This is a genomic window from Archangium sp., from assembly GCF_036389735.1.
GTDB lineage: Bacteria > Myxococcota > Myxococcia > Myxococcales > Myxococcaceae > Archangium.
Genome location: NZ_DASVWK010000399.1, coordinates 1 through 16,872 on the forward strand (window position 1 = coordinate 1; position 16,872 = coordinate 16,872).

At 71.6% G+C, this 16,872-nt stretch carries 16 protein-coding genes and 1 pseudogene; 10 read left to right on the forward strand and 7 right to left on the reverse strand.

Annotated features, from left to right (window positions below):
* The 5 genes from VF794_RS14345 to VF794_RS14365 all read left to right on the forward strand — a co-directional run.
* Positions 1–590, forward strand: a 590-nt coding sequence (locus tag VF794_RS14345) for a zinc-binding dehydrogenase (protein WP_331110709.1), incomplete at its 5' end; no start/stop codon positions are given.
* A 12-nt stretch (positions 591–602) separates the two neighbouring features.
* On the forward strand, positions 603–1,013 hold the full coding sequence (locus VF794_RS14350) for a hypothetical protein (RefSeq protein WP_331110711.1): 411 nt from the start codon (positions 603–605) through the stop codon (positions 1,011–1,013).
* Positions 1,014–1,043: 30 nt separating this feature from the next.
* The gene (locus tag VF794_RS14355; protein WP_331110713.1) at positions 1,044–1,826 is read left to right on the forward strand and encodes an NlpC/P60 family protein; all 783 of its coding nucleotides are present in this window, start codon (positions 1,044–1,046) and stop codon (positions 1,824–1,826) included.
* A gap of 172 nt (positions 1,827–1,998) precedes the next feature.
* On the forward strand, positions 1,999–4,638 hold the full coding sequence (locus VF794_RS14360; RefSeq protein WP_331110715.1) for an ATP-binding protein: 2,640 nt from the start codon (positions 1,999–2,001) through the stop codon (positions 4,636–4,638).
* A 25-nt stretch (positions 4,639–4,663) separates the two neighbouring features.
* Complete coding sequence (locus VF794_RS14365) at positions 4,664–5,800, forward strand: aminotransferase class V-fold PLP-dependent enzyme (RefSeq protein ID WP_331110717.1); 1,137 nt, start codon at positions 4,664–4,666, stop codon at positions 5,798–5,800.
* Between the two features lie 22 nt (positions 5,801–5,822).
* Here the strand turns inward: VF794_RS14365 and glgC are convergent, their stop codons facing one another.
* Positions 5,823–7,076, reverse strand: coding sequence for a glucose-1-phosphate adenylyltransferase (gene glgC, locus VF794_RS14370; protein ID WP_331110719.1), 1,254 nt, complete (start codon positions 7,074–7,076; stop codon positions 5,823–5,825).
* 160 nt (positions 7,077–7,236) lie between these two features.
* Positions 7,237–7,698 carry a hypothetical protein gene (locus VF794_RS14375; protein ID WP_331110721.1) on the reverse strand — a complete coding sequence of 154 codons (462 nt, stop codon included), beginning with the start codon at positions 7,696–7,698 and terminating at the stop codon, positions 7,237–7,239.
* Between the two features lie 212 nt (positions 7,699–7,910).
* On the opposite strand from VF794_RS14375, the gene VF794_RS14380 reads away from it, so the two are divergent.
* Positions 7,911–8,186 (forward strand): hypothetical protein, encoded by a 276-nt coding sequence (locus VF794_RS14380; RefSeq protein WP_331110723.1) that lies wholly within the window; start codon positions 7,911–7,913, stop codon positions 8,184–8,186.
* Between the two features lie 69 nt (positions 8,187–8,255).
* On the forward strand, positions 8,256–9,893 hold the full coding sequence (pgm, locus tag VF794_RS14385; RefSeq protein WP_331110725.1) for a phosphoglucomutase (alpha-D-glucose-1,6-bisphosphate-dependent): 1,638 nt from the start codon (positions 8,256–8,258) through the stop codon (positions 9,891–9,893).
* A 30-nt stretch (positions 9,894–9,923) separates the two neighbouring features.
* On the opposite strand, the gene VF794_RS14390 is transcribed toward pgm, so the two are convergent.
* The 4 genes from VF794_RS14390 to glp form a co-directional block, all read right to left on the reverse strand.
* Positions 9,924–11,477 carry an ELWxxDGT repeat protein gene (locus VF794_RS14390; protein ID WP_331110727.1) on the reverse strand — a complete coding sequence of 518 codons (1,554 nt, stop codon included), beginning with the start codon at positions 11,475–11,477 and terminating at the stop codon, positions 9,924–9,926.
* A gap of 212 nt (positions 11,478–11,689) precedes the next feature.
* Positions 11,690–12,574 (reverse strand): formate dehydrogenase accessory sulfurtransferase FdhD, encoded by an 885-nt coding sequence (gene fdhD / locus VF794_RS14395; RefSeq protein ID WP_331110729.1) that lies wholly within the window; start codon positions 12,572–12,574, stop codon positions 11,690–11,692.
* Complete coding sequence (gene mobB / locus VF794_RS14400) at positions 12,571–13,089, reverse strand: molybdopterin-guanine dinucleotide biosynthesis protein B (protein WP_331110731.1); 519 nt, start codon at positions 13,087–13,089, stop codon at positions 12,571–12,573. Before mobB ends, fdhD begins: the two co-directional genes overlap by 4 nt.
* Positions 13,089–14,327 carry a gephyrin-like molybdotransferase Glp gene (glp, locus tag VF794_RS14405; RefSeq protein ID WP_331110734.1) on the reverse strand — a complete coding sequence of 413 codons (1,239 nt, stop codon included), beginning with the start codon at positions 14,325–14,327 and terminating at the stop codon, positions 13,089–13,091. The genes mobB and glp overlap by 1 nt, the downstream gene beginning before the upstream one ends.
* 114 nt (positions 14,328–14,441) lie before the next feature.
* Between glp and mobA the strand changes: the two genes are divergently transcribed.
* The 3 genes from mobA (at position 14,442) to VF794_RS14420 (ending at position 16,614) form a co-directional block, all read left to right on the forward strand.
* Entirely contained in the window at positions 14,442–15,086 is a 645-nt protein-coding gene (gene mobA, locus VF794_RS14410; protein ID WP_331110736.1) for a molybdenum cofactor guanylyltransferase, read from the forward strand.
* 239 nt (positions 15,087–15,325) lie between these two features.
* A complete protein-coding gene (locus VF794_RS14415) occupies positions 15,326–15,787 on the forward strand; it encodes a hypothetical protein (protein WP_331110738.1) in 462 nt (153 codons plus the stop codon).
* Positions 15,788–15,831: 44 nt separating this feature from the next.
* Positions 15,832–16,614, forward strand: coding sequence for a glucose 1-dehydrogenase (locus tag VF794_RS14420; RefSeq protein ID WP_331110740.1), 783 nt, complete (start codon positions 15,832–15,834; stop codon positions 16,612–16,614).
* Here VF794_RS14420 and VF794_RS14425 read toward each other — a convergent pair.
* Positions 16,611–16,872, reverse strand: a pseudogene (locus VF794_RS14425) (hypothetical protein); the annotation flags it as partial. The gene VF794_RS14420 and the pseudogene VF794_RS14425 sit on opposite strands and share 4 nt — an antisense overlap.

Genomic DNA, 16,872 nt, shown 5'->3' on the forward strand with positions numbered 1-16,872 from the left:
CGGTGGGCCTGTTCGCGATGAAGTCCGCGTGGCTGCTCGGCGCCGAGCGCGTCATCGCGGTGGACCACATCCCCTACCGGCTGGAGTTCGCGCGCAGGTACGCCCAGGTGGAGACGCTCAACTTCAAGCAGGAGGAGGATCTCATCCCCCTCCTGAAGGAGATGACGGAGGGGCGAGGGCCGGACGTCACCATCGACGCGGTGGGCATGGAGGCCGAGGGCTCCAAGCTGCACAGCATGCTGGGGGTGAAGCTGAAGCTGGAGGCGGGCTCGCCCACGGCGCTCAACTGGGCGATTCAAGCCACGCGCAAGGGCGGCACCGTCTCCGTCATCGGCGTGTACGGGCCGCCGTGGAACCTGGTGCCCATCGGCACGGCGATGAACAAGGGCCTCACGCTGCGGATGAACCAGTGCAACGTGAAGCGCTACATGCCGCACCTGCTGGAGCACATCCGCAAGGGCCGCATCGACGCCAAGGGCATCATCACCCACCGCTTCCCGCTGGGCGAGGTGGCGCGGGCCTATGAGCTCTTCGAGAAGAAGCTGGATGGGTGCATCAAGTGCGTGCTGCTGCCGCACGGGCATGCGTGAGGAGACACGGCCATGGCGGACCACACGGAGATTCCGGGATGGGGAGTGGATGGGGACCCGAGGAAGCGGCCCGGGGTGCCCATGCTGTTGAAGCCCAGGGTGCGCGAGGGCGCGCACTGGAGGGAGCCGGAGCGCCAGCGGCCTCCGGACTTCCCGGTGTTCAAGCGCAAGGGGCTGGAGGAACTGACGCCGACGTTCGGCACGGCGGTGCCTCCCCGGGGCTTGAGCGGGGTGCTACGGCAGGTGGCCTATGACATCCCGGAGGACCGGGTGCGGCACGTGCTGCTGCTGCTGCTCTCGGACCAGGTGGACGTGCTGGAGTCCAGGCTGTTCGACCGCTCGGTGGATGTGCTGAGCCGGGTGCTGGGTGTGGTAGGCGGGAGCAGGTTACGGGGCCGTCGCGCACCCACGCGTGAGAAGTAGGCTGGGGAACGACCAGGCACCGGGAGCGGAGTGCTCGGCCGCTCGCCGGTGAATGCGCGGCGCGATACGCTCGTCCGTACGCGCATGATGCTTCGCAAGCTCCTGCTCCCAGTGGTGCTCGGGGTGCTCGGCACGGTGGCTCCCGCCGTGGCCGCACCGCGTGAACCGGTGCGGCCCGTGGTGAAGGCGAAGAAGGCCACGGCCTCCACCGGCAAGCTGTCCGGCGCGCGCGGCAAGAAGCTCGTCGCGAAGGCCCCTGCCCCGAGCAAGAAGAAGAAGAAGCCGGTGCCCCTCACCAAGGGACGGCGCGTGGCCCGACGCGCCGGCTCTCTGGTGGGTGTGCCGCTGGCCGGCCAGGGACAGGTGCCCGACGACTGCTCCGGGCTGGTGCGGGCCGCGTACCACGCGGTGGGCATCGAGCTGCTGTCGCACGGCACGCTGCCCGGGGAGAACGCGGTGAGCGCCATCTACCGGCGAGCCCAGCGCGCGGGGGCGCTGCGCAAGCGCGACCCGAAGCCGGGAGACCTCGTCTTCTTCCATGAGACGTATGACCGCAACCGCGACGGCCTGCGCAACGACGGGCTGACGCACATCGGCGTCATCGAGGGGGTGGAGCGCGACGGCACCGTCGTCTTCGTGCACCGCGGGGGCGATGGGGTGAAGCGCTCGCGGATGAACCTGCGCCTGCCCACACAGCAGCGGACGAAGAGCGGCCAGGTGCTCAACGACTACATCCGCCGGGCCGAGGGCGGGGAGCGGGCGCGCCTCTCCAGCGAGCTCTTCAGCGGCTTCGCCTCGGCCGTGCGCCTGTAGCCCCCCTTCCCCTCGCCCTCCGGGAGAGGGACGGGGTGGGGGCCGCTCGCCGCCGTGTTCTACGAGCGAGCACCCGAGCGGACGAGCCTCGCTCCCCCCTGCCCAGCGGGCCCATGAGGGGAAATCCGGGAGTAGCTACCCTGCGGGAAAGACTACTGGTGGCGGGGTCCCCATGGTGGCCGAGACGCGGCGGCGGAAGGTGGTGGAGTCGGTGGAGCGACTCCTGTGCCTCCAGCGGGTGACGAGCGGATTGTCGCAGGCGCTCACGCCCGAGGAAGTGGCCCGCGTCATCGTCCTGGAGGCGGGGCCGGCGTTGGGAGCGGCCGAGTGCTCCGTCTACCTGCGGGAGGATGGGGTGCTGCGGCTGGCCGAGGTGGTGGGGCTGCCCTCGGTGGACGTCCGGGCCTGGCGCACCCTGCCGGTGGAGCTGCCCGTGCCCGTGGCCGAGGTGGCGCGCACGGGCGAGCCGGTGTGGGTGGAATCGCTGGAGGCGCTCGTGCGGAGCTACCCGGCGCTGCGCGACAGCGTGCGGGAGGAGCAGCGGGCGTGGGCGAACCTGCCGCTGGAGGTACGGGGGCGGGTGCTGGGGGTGCTGACGCTGGGCTTCGAGCGGGAGCGGGGCTTCGCGGAGGAGGACAAGGACTTCGCCCGCCTCGTGGCCCGGCAGTGCGCGTGCGCCATGGAGCGCGCCCACCTCCATGCGCGCGAGCGCCAGTTGCGCGTGGAGGCGGAGCGGGCGCGGGCCGAGGCCGAGGAGCACCGGTGCCTGGCGGAGCGGGAGCACCAGCGCCTGCGGGCGGTGATTCAGCAACTGCCCCAGGCCTTCCTCCTGGCCGAGGCCCCGAGCGGGCGGATGTTGATGACCAATGAGCGGGCGGAGGAGCTGCGCGGGAGGCAGGTGCCTGCGGACTGGCGTCCCGAGCAGTACATGGCCGTGAGCGGGTACCACGCGGATGGGCGACCCTATCTGCCCCACGAGTGGCCCCTGATGAGGGCCCTGGCCACGGGGGAGGTGGTGCGGGGCGAGGTCATCGACCTCCTGCTCGAGGAGGACAAGCCCTTCACCATCGAGGTGAGCGCCGGGCCGGTGCGGGACGCGGAGGGCCGGGTGACTGCGGCCGTGGCGCTGCTCGACGACATCACCGAGCGCCTGCGCCTGGAGCGGGCCTTGAGCGAGGGCGAGGCCGTGTTCCGCCGCATCATGGAGTCGGACATGATGGGGCTGGCCTTCTGTGACGAGGGCGGGCGCATCCTCCAGGCCAACGGGGCCTTCCTCTCGCTGGTGGGCCACCGCCCGGAGGAGGTGGCGCGGGGGGAGCTTCAGTGGCAGGCATTGATTCCGCTCGAGGGGCGCGAGGCCGGGGACCGGGGGTTTCAGCAGCTGTGGTCCCGGGGCGTGGCCACCGCCTTCGAGCTGGAGTTCCAGCGCGCGGATGGCAGCCGCGTGCCGGTGCTGACGGGCGCGGCGCGGGTGGAGGCACAGGAGCGCATCCTCACCTTCGTGTTGGACCTGTCGGACCTCAAGCGAGCCGAGGGGGCCCTGCGCTTCCTCGCCACGGCGAGCCAGATTCTCGGCCTGTCGCCGGAGGTGCCGGACGGGACGCTTCAGCACGTGGCGTGCCTGGCGAGCGTGTCGGTGGCCTCCTGGTGCGTCATCGACCTGGTGGACGCCGAGACGGGCACCCTGCGGCGCGCGGCGGTGGCGCACCCGGAGCAGGACCTGGAGGAGTGGCTGCGGCGGGGCTGGCCGCTGCCCTCGCTTCGGGACGCGGGGGGCCCGCTGCTGGACACGCTGCACTCGGGCGACGCGTGCGTCTTCTCGGACTTCGGCGAGGAGACGTGGCGCTACCTGGCCCCGGAGGCCGAGCCCGCGCGGTGGCCGGAGGGGTGGGAGACGTGCTCGGTGCTGGTGGTGCCGCTGCGCTCGCGCGAGCGGGCCCTGGGCCTGCTCACCCTGGGGGCCAGTGCGTCGCGGCGGCGCTATGGGGCGGAGGACGCCGCCATGGGCCAGGAGCTGGCGTCCCGCGTGGCCACGGCGCTGGAGGGCGCGCGGCTCTTCCTGGACTCGCAGCGGGCGGTGCGCCTGCGCGACGAGTTCCTCGCGGTGGCCTCGCACGAGCTGAAGACGCCGCTCACGCCCCTGCGGCTCCACCTCCAGGGCCTGCGGCGGGTGGTGGAGGCGAGCCCGGGGCAGCCGGTGGCGCCCGAGCGTGTGCTGCGCGCCGTACAGGGCTGCGAGGCCCAGGTGCGCAAGCTGGCGGGGTTGGTGAATGACCTGCTGGACGTGTCGCGGCTGACGCGAGGGGAGCTGCCCCTCCACCTGGAGCCGGTGGACCTCCAGGGGGTGGCGCGCGAGGTGGTGGAGCAGTTCACCGCAGAGGCGGCACGCGCGGGCTGCCGGGTGGAGGTGTGCGAGGGGCCGCCGGTGGTGGGCCGGTGGGACCGGCTGCGGCTGGAGCAGGTGGTGACGAACCTGCTCACCAACGCCCTGAAGTACGGGGCGGGCAAGCCCGTCCTGGTGCGCGTCTGGGGGGAGGGGGGCGTGGCGCGGCTGCTGGTGCGGGACGAGGGCATCGGCATCGCGCCGGAGCACCGCGCGCGCATCTTCGGCAAGTTCGAGCGCGCCGTGTCCGAGCGCCACTACGGCGGGCTGGGGCTGGGGCTGCACATCACGCAGCAGATCGTCCATGCGCTCGGGGGCGACATCCGACTGGAGAGCGAGCCGGGGCGGGGCGCGAGCTTCACGGTGGAGCTGCCGCTGGAGGGGGCGTCGCGGGGGCGGGGAGAGGCGGAGGAGCGGTTGCCGCGGTAGGCGGGTGCGCTAGGGTGGCGCGCGCATGATCCTCCCCACCCAGCGCCACCTCTTCGAGTTGCCGGACGACCTCACCTGGCTCAACTGCGCGTACATGTCGCCGCAGATGTACGCGGTGAGCGAGGCGGGGAAGGCGGCGGTGCTGCGCAAGGCGAGGCCGTGGGAGCTGCGGCCGGAGGACTTCTTCACGGAGTCGGAGGCGCTGAGGGGCCAGTTCGCGGGCCTGGTGGGAGGGGACGCGGCGGGCGTGGCGCTGGTGCCCTCGGTGAGCTACGGGCTGGCGGTGGCGGCGGCGAACGTGCCGGTGAAGGTGGGGCAGCGGCTGCTGGTGCTGGCGGAGGAGTTCCCCTCGAACGTGTACCCGTGGCGGGAGCTGGCGGAGCGGGCGGGGGGACAGGTGGTGGCGGTGCGCCGACCCGAGGACGGGGACTGGACGCGTGCGCTGCTGGAGGAGGTGGATGAGCGCACGGCGCTGGTGGCGGTGCCGCACTGCCACTGGACGGATGGCGGGCGGGTGGACCTGGTGCGGGTGGGGGAGCGGGTGCGGGAGGTGGGGGCGGTGCTGGCGGTGGACGCGACGCAGTCGCTGGGGGCGCTGCCGCTGGACGTGGCCGAGGTGCGGCCGGACTTCCTGGTGGCGGCGGGCTACAAGTGGCTGATGGGGCCCTACAGCCAGGGCTACCTCTACGTGGCGCCGCGGTTCCGCGAGGGTCGGCCCATCGAGCACAACTGGCTGATGCGAGGGGGCAGCGAGGACTTCTCGCGGCTGGTGGACTACCGGGACGACTTCCAGCCGGGGGCCAGACGCTTCGACGTGGGGGAGCGGAGCAACTTCGTGCTGGTGCCCATGGCGATGGCGGCGCTGAAGCAGCTACGGGCGTGGGGAGCGGCGGACATCCAGCAGACGCTGGGGGCGCTCACGTCGCGGGTGGCGAAGGGGGCGGCGGCGCTGCGGCTGGAGGTGCCGCCCGAGTCACGGCGAGCGGGGCACCTGGTGGGCATCAAGAGGCGGGGCGGCTACGCGCCGGACGTGGCGGCGAAGCTGGCGGCGCGCAAGGTGTACGTGAGCGTGCGCGGGGACAACATCCGCGTGTCCCCGCACCTCTACAACACCGAGGCGGACGTGGACCGGCTGCTGGAGGAGCTGGACGCACTCGTGTGAGCCCGCTCCTCCCGAGCCGTGCTCACTCGAACTTGTAGCCCTTGGGCACCACGACGATGCCGTTGTCGGTGACGGTGAAGCCGCGGGCCTTGTCCGCCGCCAGGTCGAAGCCAATCTTCGCGTTGGGCGGCACCTGCACGTCCTTGTCGATGATCGCCTTGCGCACCTGGGCGTGCCGGCCGATGTTCACCCCGTCGAAGAGGACGGAGCGCTCCACCAGCGAGTAGGAATTCACGCGCACGCGGCGGAAGAGGATGCTCTCGCGCACGGTGCCGCCGGAGATGATGCAGCCGCCGGCCACCATGGAGTTGACGGCGCGGCCCACGCGCTCGCCGGACTCGTGGACGAACTTGGCCGGCGGGGTGTACTCGACGGCGGTTCGCAGCGGCCACTCCGGGTTGAAGACGTCGAACTCGGGGTTGACGGACACGAGGTCCATCGAGGCCTCGTGGTAGGCCTCGATCGTCCCCACGTCACGCCAGTAGGTGTTGGGGCGCGTCTGGCCGGGGATGGGGTTGGTTTGGAAGTCGTAGGCCTGGATGTGGTAGCCGTCGCGCAGCGCCCGCGGCAGCACGTCCTTGCCGAAGTCGTGCTGCGAGCCCTCGGTGCGCGCATCCACCTCCAGCAGCTCGCTGAGCACGCGTCGCTTGAAGATGTAGTTGCCCATGCTGCACAGGGCCATGCCCGGCTTGCCCGGCATCGCCTTGGGGTCCTTGGGCTTCTCCTGGAACTCGATGACGCGGCCGCGCTCGTCCACCTGCATCACGCCGAAGCGCGAGGCCTCCGCCACGGGCGTGGGGTAGGCGGCGATGGTGATGTCGGCGCGCTGGGCCTCGTGCTGCTCCAGCATGTGCGCCACGTTCATCTTGTAGATGTGGTCGCCGGAGAAGATGGCCACGTCGTCGGCGCGGTAGTTCTCCACCAGGTGCATGTTCTGGTAGATGGCGTCGGCGGTGCCCCGGTACCAGACGTTGCCCAGCTCCTCGTAGAGGTACATCTGCGCGGGCGCCAGGGTGATGAAGTAGTCGGCGAGCAGGCCCGAGCCGAAGCGCCAGCCACGCTGGATGTGCTCGGTGAGGGACTGGGCCTTGAACTGCGTCAGCACATAGGTGGCGTAGACGCCCGAGTTGAGGAAGTTGCTCAGGGCGAAGTCGATGATGCGGAACTTCGAGCCAAAGGGGACTGCGGGCTTGGAGCGCCTGGACGTCAGAGGCGCCAGGCGAGTGCCCTGGCCTCCCGCGAGAATCATTCCGAGGACGCGCTTGCTGCTGCTCATGCGGTGGTGAACCCCCTTGAGCGCACACTATAGGGGGACTTCCGCGAAAAGCGCGGAAGTGGACGGAAGTCCTCGGGAGGGCCGAGTCGGTCCGCACGCACGGCGCGGCGCGTCATGACGAGGTGTTGGGTACCGGACGTCTCGTCGCGTCCGGGACGCCCTAGCCGGTGGGCCGCTCACTGCGCAGGGCGAAGTGGGCGCGGACGCGCGTGGCGGCCTCGTGCTGGCGCGCCGCCTCCAGTTGCCGGGCCGCCCAGTCCGCCGCCTGCTCCACGGTGGGGACGAGGACGTAGGGGTGGGTGGGCGGCTCGAGGTGGAAGAGGCTGCGCAGCGACAGTTGGAGGAAGGCCGAGTCGGTGACCCAGGCGGTGCCGAGCACCGTGCTCCGCAGGGCCTCGTCGTGCTGGGCCGTCCACGCCGCCTGCCGCTGCCGGTGCTCGGTGGGCAGCAGGCCGCTTCGGGACGCGTCCATCAGCAGCAGGTGCGGCTCGCCCCGGCGCAACAACTCGGCCCGCTGCTCCAGGTGCGCCTCGAAGGCCCGCAGGGACGGCGTACCCACGAACCGGATGACGACCAGCGGCCAGAGCGAGTCATCCACGGAGATGGGAGCGGGGGTCTTCATTGAGGGCGGCGAAGTGTAACAGTGTTGCGAGGCGGACGCACGGAGGGCCCCGCCGCGTCCCGGTGACATCGAAGTGACAGACGGCGCCCGGCCAGCGGCCTGACACGCCACCCCGAGCAGCAAGCGCCCAGGGGAGCGCTCCCTGCCGGGGGGCATCCGGCTGTCCACGTTCCCGACCAGCAGGGCACTCAGCTCTCACAGGGGGACGACTCATGACCCGGACGAAGCTCATCCTGGCTGGCCTCATCGCTGGCGCGATGGCGTTGGGCACCGCGTGCAAGTCCGACAAGGCGGCGGAGAAGGCGCCCACGGACCAGACCTCGCGGCCTCAAACCACCGACCCGAACCAGGGTGGGACCTCCTCTGGCACCACGACGCCGGGGGGCACCGGTGGCTCGGGCTACGAGGAGGAGGACTCCCGGTTCGACGAGAGCCAGGAGCTCGGCGGCAACAAGTTCCCCTCCGACGATACCGTGCCCGAGCCGTGAGGCGTAAGGGAGGCGACACAGGGGAAACAGCGGTGCTCGATAGGAGGCCCACGGCGGTAGATTGGCCGCGTGGCCCATCCTCTCGCTGGCAAGCTCCCCCCTGATTCCCTCCTCATCAACCCCGAGACGCTGCGCGCCCAGTACTACTCCGAGCGCCCGGACGTCCGCGAACCCGAGCAGCGCGTGGCCTTCGGCACCTCCGGCCACCGAGGCTCGGCCGCGCGCCGCAGCTTCAACGAGGCCCACATCCTCGCGGTGACGCACGCCGTCTGCGAGTACCGGAAGAAGGAGGGCATCGACGGCCCGCTCTTCCTCGGCATGGACTCGCACGCCCTGTCCGAGCCGGCCCAGCGCACGGCGCTCGAGGTGTTCGCCGCCCACGGCGTGCAGGTGCGCTTCACCGACGGCTCCACGCCCACCCCCGTCATCTCCCACGCCATCCTCACCTACAACCGCGGGCGCGAGCGGGGGCTGGCCGATGGCATCGTCATCACCCCCTCGCACAACCCACCCGAGGACGGTGGCATCAAGTACAACCCGCCCAACGGCGGCCCCGCCGACACCGGCATCACCGGCTGGGTGGAGAAGCGCGCCAACGAGCTGCTCGGCGCGGGCAACACCGGCGTGCAGCGCATTCCCTACGAGCGCGCCCGTACCTCCGCCACCGTGAAGCCGTATGACTTCATCACCCCGTACGTCGCGGATCTCGGCGACGTGGTGGACCTGGAGGTGGTGCGCGGGGCGAAGCTGTCCATCGGCGCCGACCCCCTGGGCGGCTCGAACATCGACTACTGGGAGCCCATCGCCGCGCGCTACGGCCTGTCCATCCAGGTGGTGAACAAGACGGTGGACCCCACCTTCCGGTTCATGCGCGTGGACCACGACGGCAAGATTCGCATGGACTGCTCATCGCCCTACGCGATGGCCGGCCTCGTCGAGCTCAAGGACCGCTACGACATCGCCTTCGGCAACGACACGGACTCGGACCGGCACGGCATCGTCACCCGCAGCGTGGGGCTGATGAACCCCAACCACTACCTGGCCGTCGCCATCAGCTACCTCTTCCGCAATCGCCCCGGCTGGAAGGCCGACACCGCGGTGGGCAAGACGCTGGTGAGCAGCAGCATGATCGACCGCGTGGCCAGGGACCTCGGCCGGCGCGTCGTCGAGGTGCCCGTGGGCTTCAAGTGGTTCGTGGACGGGCTGCTGGACGGCTCGCTCGGCTTCGGCGGCGAGGAGAGCGCAGGCGCCTCCTTCCTGCGCCGCGATGGCACCGTCTGGTCCACCGACAAGGACGGCATCATCCTGGACCTGCTGGCGGCGGAGATCCTCGCGCGCACGGGCAAGGACCCGGGCGTGCACTACCACGAGCTCACCCAGAAGTTCGGCGCGCCGCTCTACACGCGCATCGACCAGGCGGCCACGTCGGCGCAGAAGGCGGCGCTCAAGAAGCTGTCGCCGGAGGCGGTGCGCGCCACCTCGCTCGCGGGCGAGCCCATCCTCCAGCGCCTCACGCGCGCCTCCGGCAACAACGCCGAGATTGGTGGCCTCAAGGTGGTGACGGAGAACGGCTGGTTCGCCGCGCGGCCCTCGGGCACCGAGGACGTGTACAAAATCTACGCGGAGAGCTTCCGGGATGCGAAGCACCTGGACTCCATCGTGGACGAGGCGCGCAAGATTGTCGGCGAGGCCTTCGCGCGGGGCTGAGCCTCGGGAGGAGTCACGACGGGCCCGGGCTCAGCGCCCGGCCCGGTGCCTCGTGTCACCGACGGGAACGGCCCACAGCTCGTGGAAGTGGACGCCGTCGTTGGCGACGAAGAACATGAAGTCGCCCGAGCGCGTGAAGTCGAACGGAAACGCGTTGGCGGGACCCGGGTTGATGTCCATCAGCAGCCGCGTGCCCCGGAGCGTGCCATCCGTCACCCACGGCTCCTGGCCGTGCTCGGCGTCCGCGGCGGCGAAGAGGGCGAGATCCTCGTTCACGGCGGTGAGCGTCGCCACGGGGATGTCGATGGCGTTGACCAGCCGGCGGCGCAGCAACTCCGTGGTCCGGGCGGTGCCTCGGGTGGCCCAGAGCTGCACGTCGGCCAGCGCGGGCCCGGAGGTGGAGTAGGCCAGGGTGAAGAGCAGACGGCCGTTGACCTCGGCGATGCCGCCAGCGGGCAGGAAGGCACTCACCTGCGGGAAGTCCGGGAAGGGATTGGGCAGATCCTCGATGACGGTCGAGCGCGGATGGCAGTCCGGGTCCGGGTCCAGCTTGCGCAGCCGGGCTCCACGGTCCGCCGGCTCGAAGGTGACGAAGTAGAGGCGCCGCTTGAAGAGGGCGATGGGCTGTGCGCCCGAGCCCTCGGGGCCCGGCACGGTGTCCTCGACGAGTTCGGTGCCCCTCCGGGTGCCGTCGGTGCGCCACAGCTCGCGCCCGTGGGCCGGCTCCTCGGCGGAGAAGTAGAGGAGGCCGTCGTCCACCCGCGTGGGCCGCATCACGCCCGAGCTATCCGGACCCGGGCGGATGTCCCTCAGCAGCCGGGTGCCTCGGGCGGTGCCATCGCTCACCCAGGGCTCGAAGCCGTGCTCGCCATCATCGGCCACGAAGAAGAGCGTGTCGTCGTCCAATGCGGTGAGCTCGAACAGGGCGAAGCCCGGGCCCAGCTCCTTCACCCGCACGGTGCCCGCCTCGGTACCATCGCTCCTCCAGAGCTCCAGGCGCTCGCCGCTCGTTTCACTGGAGAGCCTCCGGTAGAAGAACAGGGTGTCGCCCACCCGGGTGAGGCCCTCCAGCTCCGAGCTGACGCCGCCCGGGGTGATGTCCCTCAGGAGCCGTGTGCCCGCGGTCGTGCCGTCGCTCACCCAGAGTTCGGTTCCGTGGACGCTATCGCTCGCGACGAAGAAGAGCCGCCTGCCCACCACGGTCAACCCGCTGACGCCGGTGACCTCGAACTCCCGCACCGCGAAGGTGCCGGGGGCCGTGCCGTCGCTCCGCCACAGTGCCGACTCCCCGCTGGTGAAGTTGGCGGCGAAGAAGAGCGTCCCCCGGAAGTCCACCAGGTCTGTCGGCAGGGGGCCCTCGATGGGAAGGGGCGGCGGCGCTGGAGTCAGCGGCGGGAAGATGTCCTCCACCAGGAACGGCGTGCCGAGCTTCGTCCTGTTCCATTGCGCGGAGACTTCTCCCGGGGCGCCCTCGTCCGAGGACTCCTGCTCCGAGACCTCTTCAGGAGGTGGCTCCTCGGTGAGCGGTCCACCGCAACCCACGGCGAATGCACAGACCCATGCCAGCTGAACCCAGACACGCATGTTTTCCCCCCTCATGGACCGGCTGCGCGACACGATGCGGCGTGAAGTGCCTCGGGTGCATCGTCTCCGGGGGACGGGGGAGCGGCGATACCGGGAGACCAGGGATGCTCGGCAGCTTGGGGGCTGGACGAACGTACGCCTGCCGGTCGCACCTGGCGCCAACTGGTACAACCATCGGACCACTTGCACGAGAACTCGCCCGGGAGGCCCCCCTATCCCGGGCGGATGCGCGCGGGGTGGGTATAGAGGTTGAAGCGCCCGTTGCGCACGAAGGTGGCGAGCGTCACCCCGGCGCGCTCGGCCAGGTCGATGGCGAGCGAGCTGGCGGCGGACACGCTGGCGACGATGGGGCAGCGGGCCATGGCGGCCTTCTGGATGATCTCGAAGCTGACGCGGCCGCTGACCACGAGCACGGTGGGCCGGATGTCGGTGGGTTGTGAGGCCCGGGCCGAGCGCAGCCCCTGCTGGAGCACCAGGGCCCCCACGACCTTGTCCACGGCGTTGTGGCGGCCCACGTCCTCGAAGGCGGCGAGCACCTGGCCTTGTGCGTCGAGCGCGGCGGCGGCGTGGACTCCGCCGGTGCGGGCGAAGTTGGGCTGCACGGAGCGCAGGTGCTCGGTGGCGTGGGCGAGCACGGAGGCGGGGAGCTCGGGCCCCTCGGGGAGGCGGGTGCACACGGCCATGAGGTCCTCCACCGAGCGCCGGCCGCATACGCCACAGGCCGCGGTGGTGAGCGTGCCGCGCCTCGTGGCGCCCACCTTCTCCACATCGATCACCAGCCCGGGGGCGGGCGTCACCTCGACGATGTTGCCGTAGCCCTCCTCGCCGGGCCGGCCGCAGTGCGCGAGCCCTCCGAGGTCCTCGGCGGACTGGATGAGCCCCTCGGCGAAGAGGAAGCCGGTGACGAGGAAGCGGTCCTCGCCCGGGGTGCGCATGGTGACGGCCACGGTGTCGCCACTGAGGCGGATGTCGAGCGGCTCCTCCAGCGCGACGCTGTCCGGCTCCTCGGGCGCGAGCTGCCCGTCCGAGGTGTAGCGCACCACGGGCCGCCGGGTGACTCCAGAGGGCAGCGGGAGGGGACGTCTGTCTTCACTCATGGGCCCTCCGGCGCGCGCAGGAGTCCGTCCCGGAGGCACTGCTGGATGAAGGCGGCGATCCCTGGCACCTCGTCGGGGGAGAAGCGCCGGGGGCCCTCGGGCAGGAGCGACTCACTCACCACGGCCAGCACCTCCGGGCGCGACGCCGCGAGCAGCGGCCCGAGTCCCTCGCGCCAGACCTCCAGCTTGGGCAGCGGGCCGTGCTTCCACCCCTCGACGAGCACCAGGTCCACGGCGTCGGCGAAGCGGGCGAGCAGGGACAGCACGTGCTCGGGGGGCTCGGGGAAGGAGAGCTGCACGCCGGCGGGGGTGGCGAAGGCGACGAGCGCGGCCCCGGTCTCGGCGTAGCGTGCGGTGTCGGTGCCCTCGGGGTGGAGCGGGTGCGGGTGCGAGGAGTGCTTCACCACGCCCACGCGCAGGCCGCGCTGGCGCAGCTCGGGGACGAGCCGTGCGAGGAGCGTCGTCTTGCCCGAGTTGGACCAACCGACGACGGCGAGGGCGGGCGGGGGGTGCATCACGGCTCCACGGGGAGGAAGCGCGGGCGATCGAAGCGCTCGAAGTCCACCTCGTCGCCGGGAGCGAAGTCGGCGCGGCCCGGGGGGAGGACGGTATAACCCTCGGCGCCGATGTTCTGCAGGTGGTGCCCACCGCCCTGGGTGCGGATGCGGGCCCAGACGAGCCCGTCCTCGCGCGTCTCCAGGGAGGCACTGATGAGGTAGGTGAAGCCGGCCTGCTTGTGGCGCGCGTCATCCAGGCGGACGCGCAGGCGCTGGCGCTCCTCGGAGACGCCCTGGAAGCGCAGCAGCAGCGGGCGGGCGAGCTGATCGAACGCGACGGTAGCGGCGCCCGGGGTGCCGGGGAGCACGACGACGGCGGTGGCGCCGAGCCTCGCCACGGCCACGGGCTTGCCGGGCTTGAGGGCGACACCGTCCACGAGGAAGGAGGCCCCCAGCTCGGAGAGGAGGTGCTTCACGCGATCCTTGTCCCCCTGGGAGGCACCGCCGGTGGTGATGAGCACATCGGCGTCGAGGGACAGGCGCTTCAGCGCGACGCGCAGCTCGGCGTCATCATCCCGGGCGCGCTCGAGGGCGACCACGCGGGCGCCGGCCTCGCGGGCCATGGCGGCGACGAGGACGAGGTTGCTCTCGTACACCTGATGGGGCAGGGCGGGAGTGCCGGGCGAGACGAGCTCATCTCCGGTGGCGAGCACGGCGAGGCGAGGCAAGGGGCGCACGAGGACGTGGGTGTCGCCCATGGAGGCGAGCACGCCGAGGACGGAGGACTCGATGCGCTGGCCGGCGCGCAGCAGGGGCGTGCCAGTGAGGATGTCCTCGCCCACGGGGCGGAGGTCCTTGCCGGGCGGGACCTCGACGCAGATGTCGACGAACCCCTCGGCGGGGACGGTGGCCTCCTGCCGGACGACGGCGTTGGCGCCCTCGGGGAGGGGTGCACCGGTGAAGATGCGCGAGGCCTCGCCGGGAGCGACGGGGCGCGAGGGCAGGTGGCCGGCGTAGAGGGTGTCGACGACGCGGAGCCGAGCGGGGCGGTCGCGGTTGGAGCCGGAGGTGTCCTCGGCGCGGACGGCATACCCGTCCATGGCGGAGACGGGGCAGCCGGGGAGGGAGCGCGAGGCGACGACGTCCCGGGCGAGGAAGCGACCGAGGGCCTCGAGGAGGGGGACGCGCTCGGGGGGAGCGGGGCGGAGGGCGTCGAGGGCGGCTGCGCGGGCGGCGGGGAGCGAGGTGAGGGACATGAGGAGTCGTCCACCGGGCTTTAGCGCAAGGGCGGGGCGGGTGGGGACTGGGGAGAAGGTAGCCTCCACCAGCGGACGGAGCACGGGGAGAAGCAGGGCACGAGGAGGCGCGACGTGAGCGAAAGGGAACGAAGCGGGCCGGAGTACCCGGACGTGACGCTGGGGGTCATCGCGGGCGGACGAGGCGAGCGACTGGGGGGCGTGGCCAAGGGCCTGCTGGAGGTGGAGGGGCGCCCGGTGCTGGCGAGGCTGCTGGACCTGGGCCGATGCTTCGGAGACGTGCTGCTGGTGACGAACGACCCGACCCCCTACGCCCGCTTCCCGGTGCGCACGGTGGAGGACGTGGTGCGAGGGCGAGGGGCTCCGGGGGGAGTGCACGCGGCGCTGGTGGGCGCGGGAACCGGGTGGGTGCTGGCGGTGGCGTGCGACATGCCCTTCGTGACGCAGGAGGCGGTGCGCGTGCTGCTGGAGGAACGAGGCCCGGAGGTGGAGGCGGTGTGCTTCACGGTGGGAGGCCGGGTGGAGCCGTTGCTGGCCGTGTACCGGAGCGCGCTGGCGGCCCCCTGGGGCGAGAGGCTGAAAGCGGAGGAGCCCTCGCTGAGGAGCCTGCTGTCGAGCTGCCGGGCGAAGCTGTTACCGGAGAACGCACTGCGAGCCGTGGACGCGGAGCTGAGGGCGGTCACCAGCGTGAACACGCCAGAGGACCTGAGGCGCCACGGAGCGACCCTCCCCGCGCCCTCCGGGAAAGGGACGGGGTGAGGGTCCGCGCCCCCGTTCTCCCCCCGAGTCAGCCCGCGGGGCGTGGAGGAAAAGAGGCTTCCCCGAGGGGCCGAGAGGTAGTCCCCGGGTACAAGGAGGCGCACCGTGGAGGGAGGGGCCGCTGAACAGGCCCGGAGAGGATGCCCAGGGGGTGCGCGATGTCCACGAAGAGTTCACATGTAACGATCGACCATGAGGAGATCCGCGAATGGGCGGAGAGCCGCTGTGGGAGGCCGTCGATGGTCACGGGGACGGGGAAGGGGGAGGGGACGGGAATCCTGCGGATCGACTTCCCGGGCTACGCGGGCAGGGGGACGCTGGAGCCCATCTCGTGGGACGAATTCTTCGCCAAGTTCGAGGAAAGCAAGCTGGCGCTCGTGTACTCGGCGCACGCGCACGGGCACCGGAGCAACTTCAACAAGTTCATCGCGCGCGAGACGGTGGACCTGGAGACGGGGGACAGGGTGGGGCCGTCGCGCCATCACCGGAAGTTGGAGGAGCAGGCGGCGGCCAAGCCACGCCGGGCGACCCGGAGCGCCACGGCGTCGAGCGGTGAGCGGCGGGCCCCCCGGAGCGAGGCGGCGCGCAAGGCCCGCACCTCCGCTCCGAGCAAGCCAAAGACTCGGAGCACCCAGCGGGGCGGGGCCAGACAGAACCCCGAGAGGCGGGGCACCAGTCGGAGGGGTGGCGGCCGGACGTAACTCGGGTAGGGTAGTCCCCCCCTCCAAAGGCTGCGCGGCATCATATGAGTCGATTGAAGGACAAGGTGGCCCTGGTGACGGGGGCGGCGTCGGGCATTGGCCGAGCGACGGCCGTGCTGTTCGCGCGCGAGGGCGCGCGGGTGATGGCGACGGACATCTCCCCTTCAGGCGAGCAGGTGGTGCAGGAGATTCGAGCGGCGGGAGGGGTGGCCACCTTCGCGGTGCACGACGTGAGGGACGAGACGGTGTGGATGAAGGTCATCACCCGCTCGCTGGAGTCCTACGGGCGGCTGGACGTGCTGGTGAACAACGCCGGCATCGCGATCTCCCGGTCGGTGGCGGAGATGACGCTGGCCGAGTGGCGCGAGCAGATGGCGGTGAACCTGGACAGCGTCTTCCTGGGCATCAAGCACGCGGTGCGGGCCATGCGCCTGGAGGGGCGCGGGGGCTCCATCGTCAACGTGTCCTCGGTCTCGGGGCTCGTGGGCAGCCCGAGCACCAGTGCCTACTCGGCGAGCAAGGGCGGGGTGAGGATGTTGAGCAAGGCGGTGGCGGTGGAGTGCGCGGCGGACGGCATCCGCGTCAACTCGGTGTTCCCGGGCGGGGTGCGCACGCCCATCTGGGAGACCGCGGACTGGTGGGACGGTTTCGTGGAGCAGATGGGCAGTGAGCACGAGGCCTGGAAGCGGCTGGAGGCGGCCTCACCGCTGGGCCGCATGGGCGAGCCCGACGACATCGCCGAGGCCATCCTCTACCTGGCCTCGGACGCCTCGCGCTACGTGACGGGCTCGGAGCTCGTCGTGGACGGCGGCTACACGGCGCGCTAGTTGCGGCCCCACTGCCGGGGGCGGCTGAAGCGGTAGAAGCCCGTCTCCTCCTCCTCGGCGACGGTGCCCGCCTCGTCGGCGAAGTAGCGCGTGCGCAGCTCCTGGAGCTTCGTCTCCAGCTCGGCGCCGGAGTACTGCTGGGCGAGGGCCTCGCGCTCGGACATGTACTGCGAGCCCACCTCCCAGCGGGTGTCGCGCACCTTGTCGAGCTCGTCCCAGCGCTTGAGGGCCTCGTCGTCCAGGCCCATCTCCTCGCGG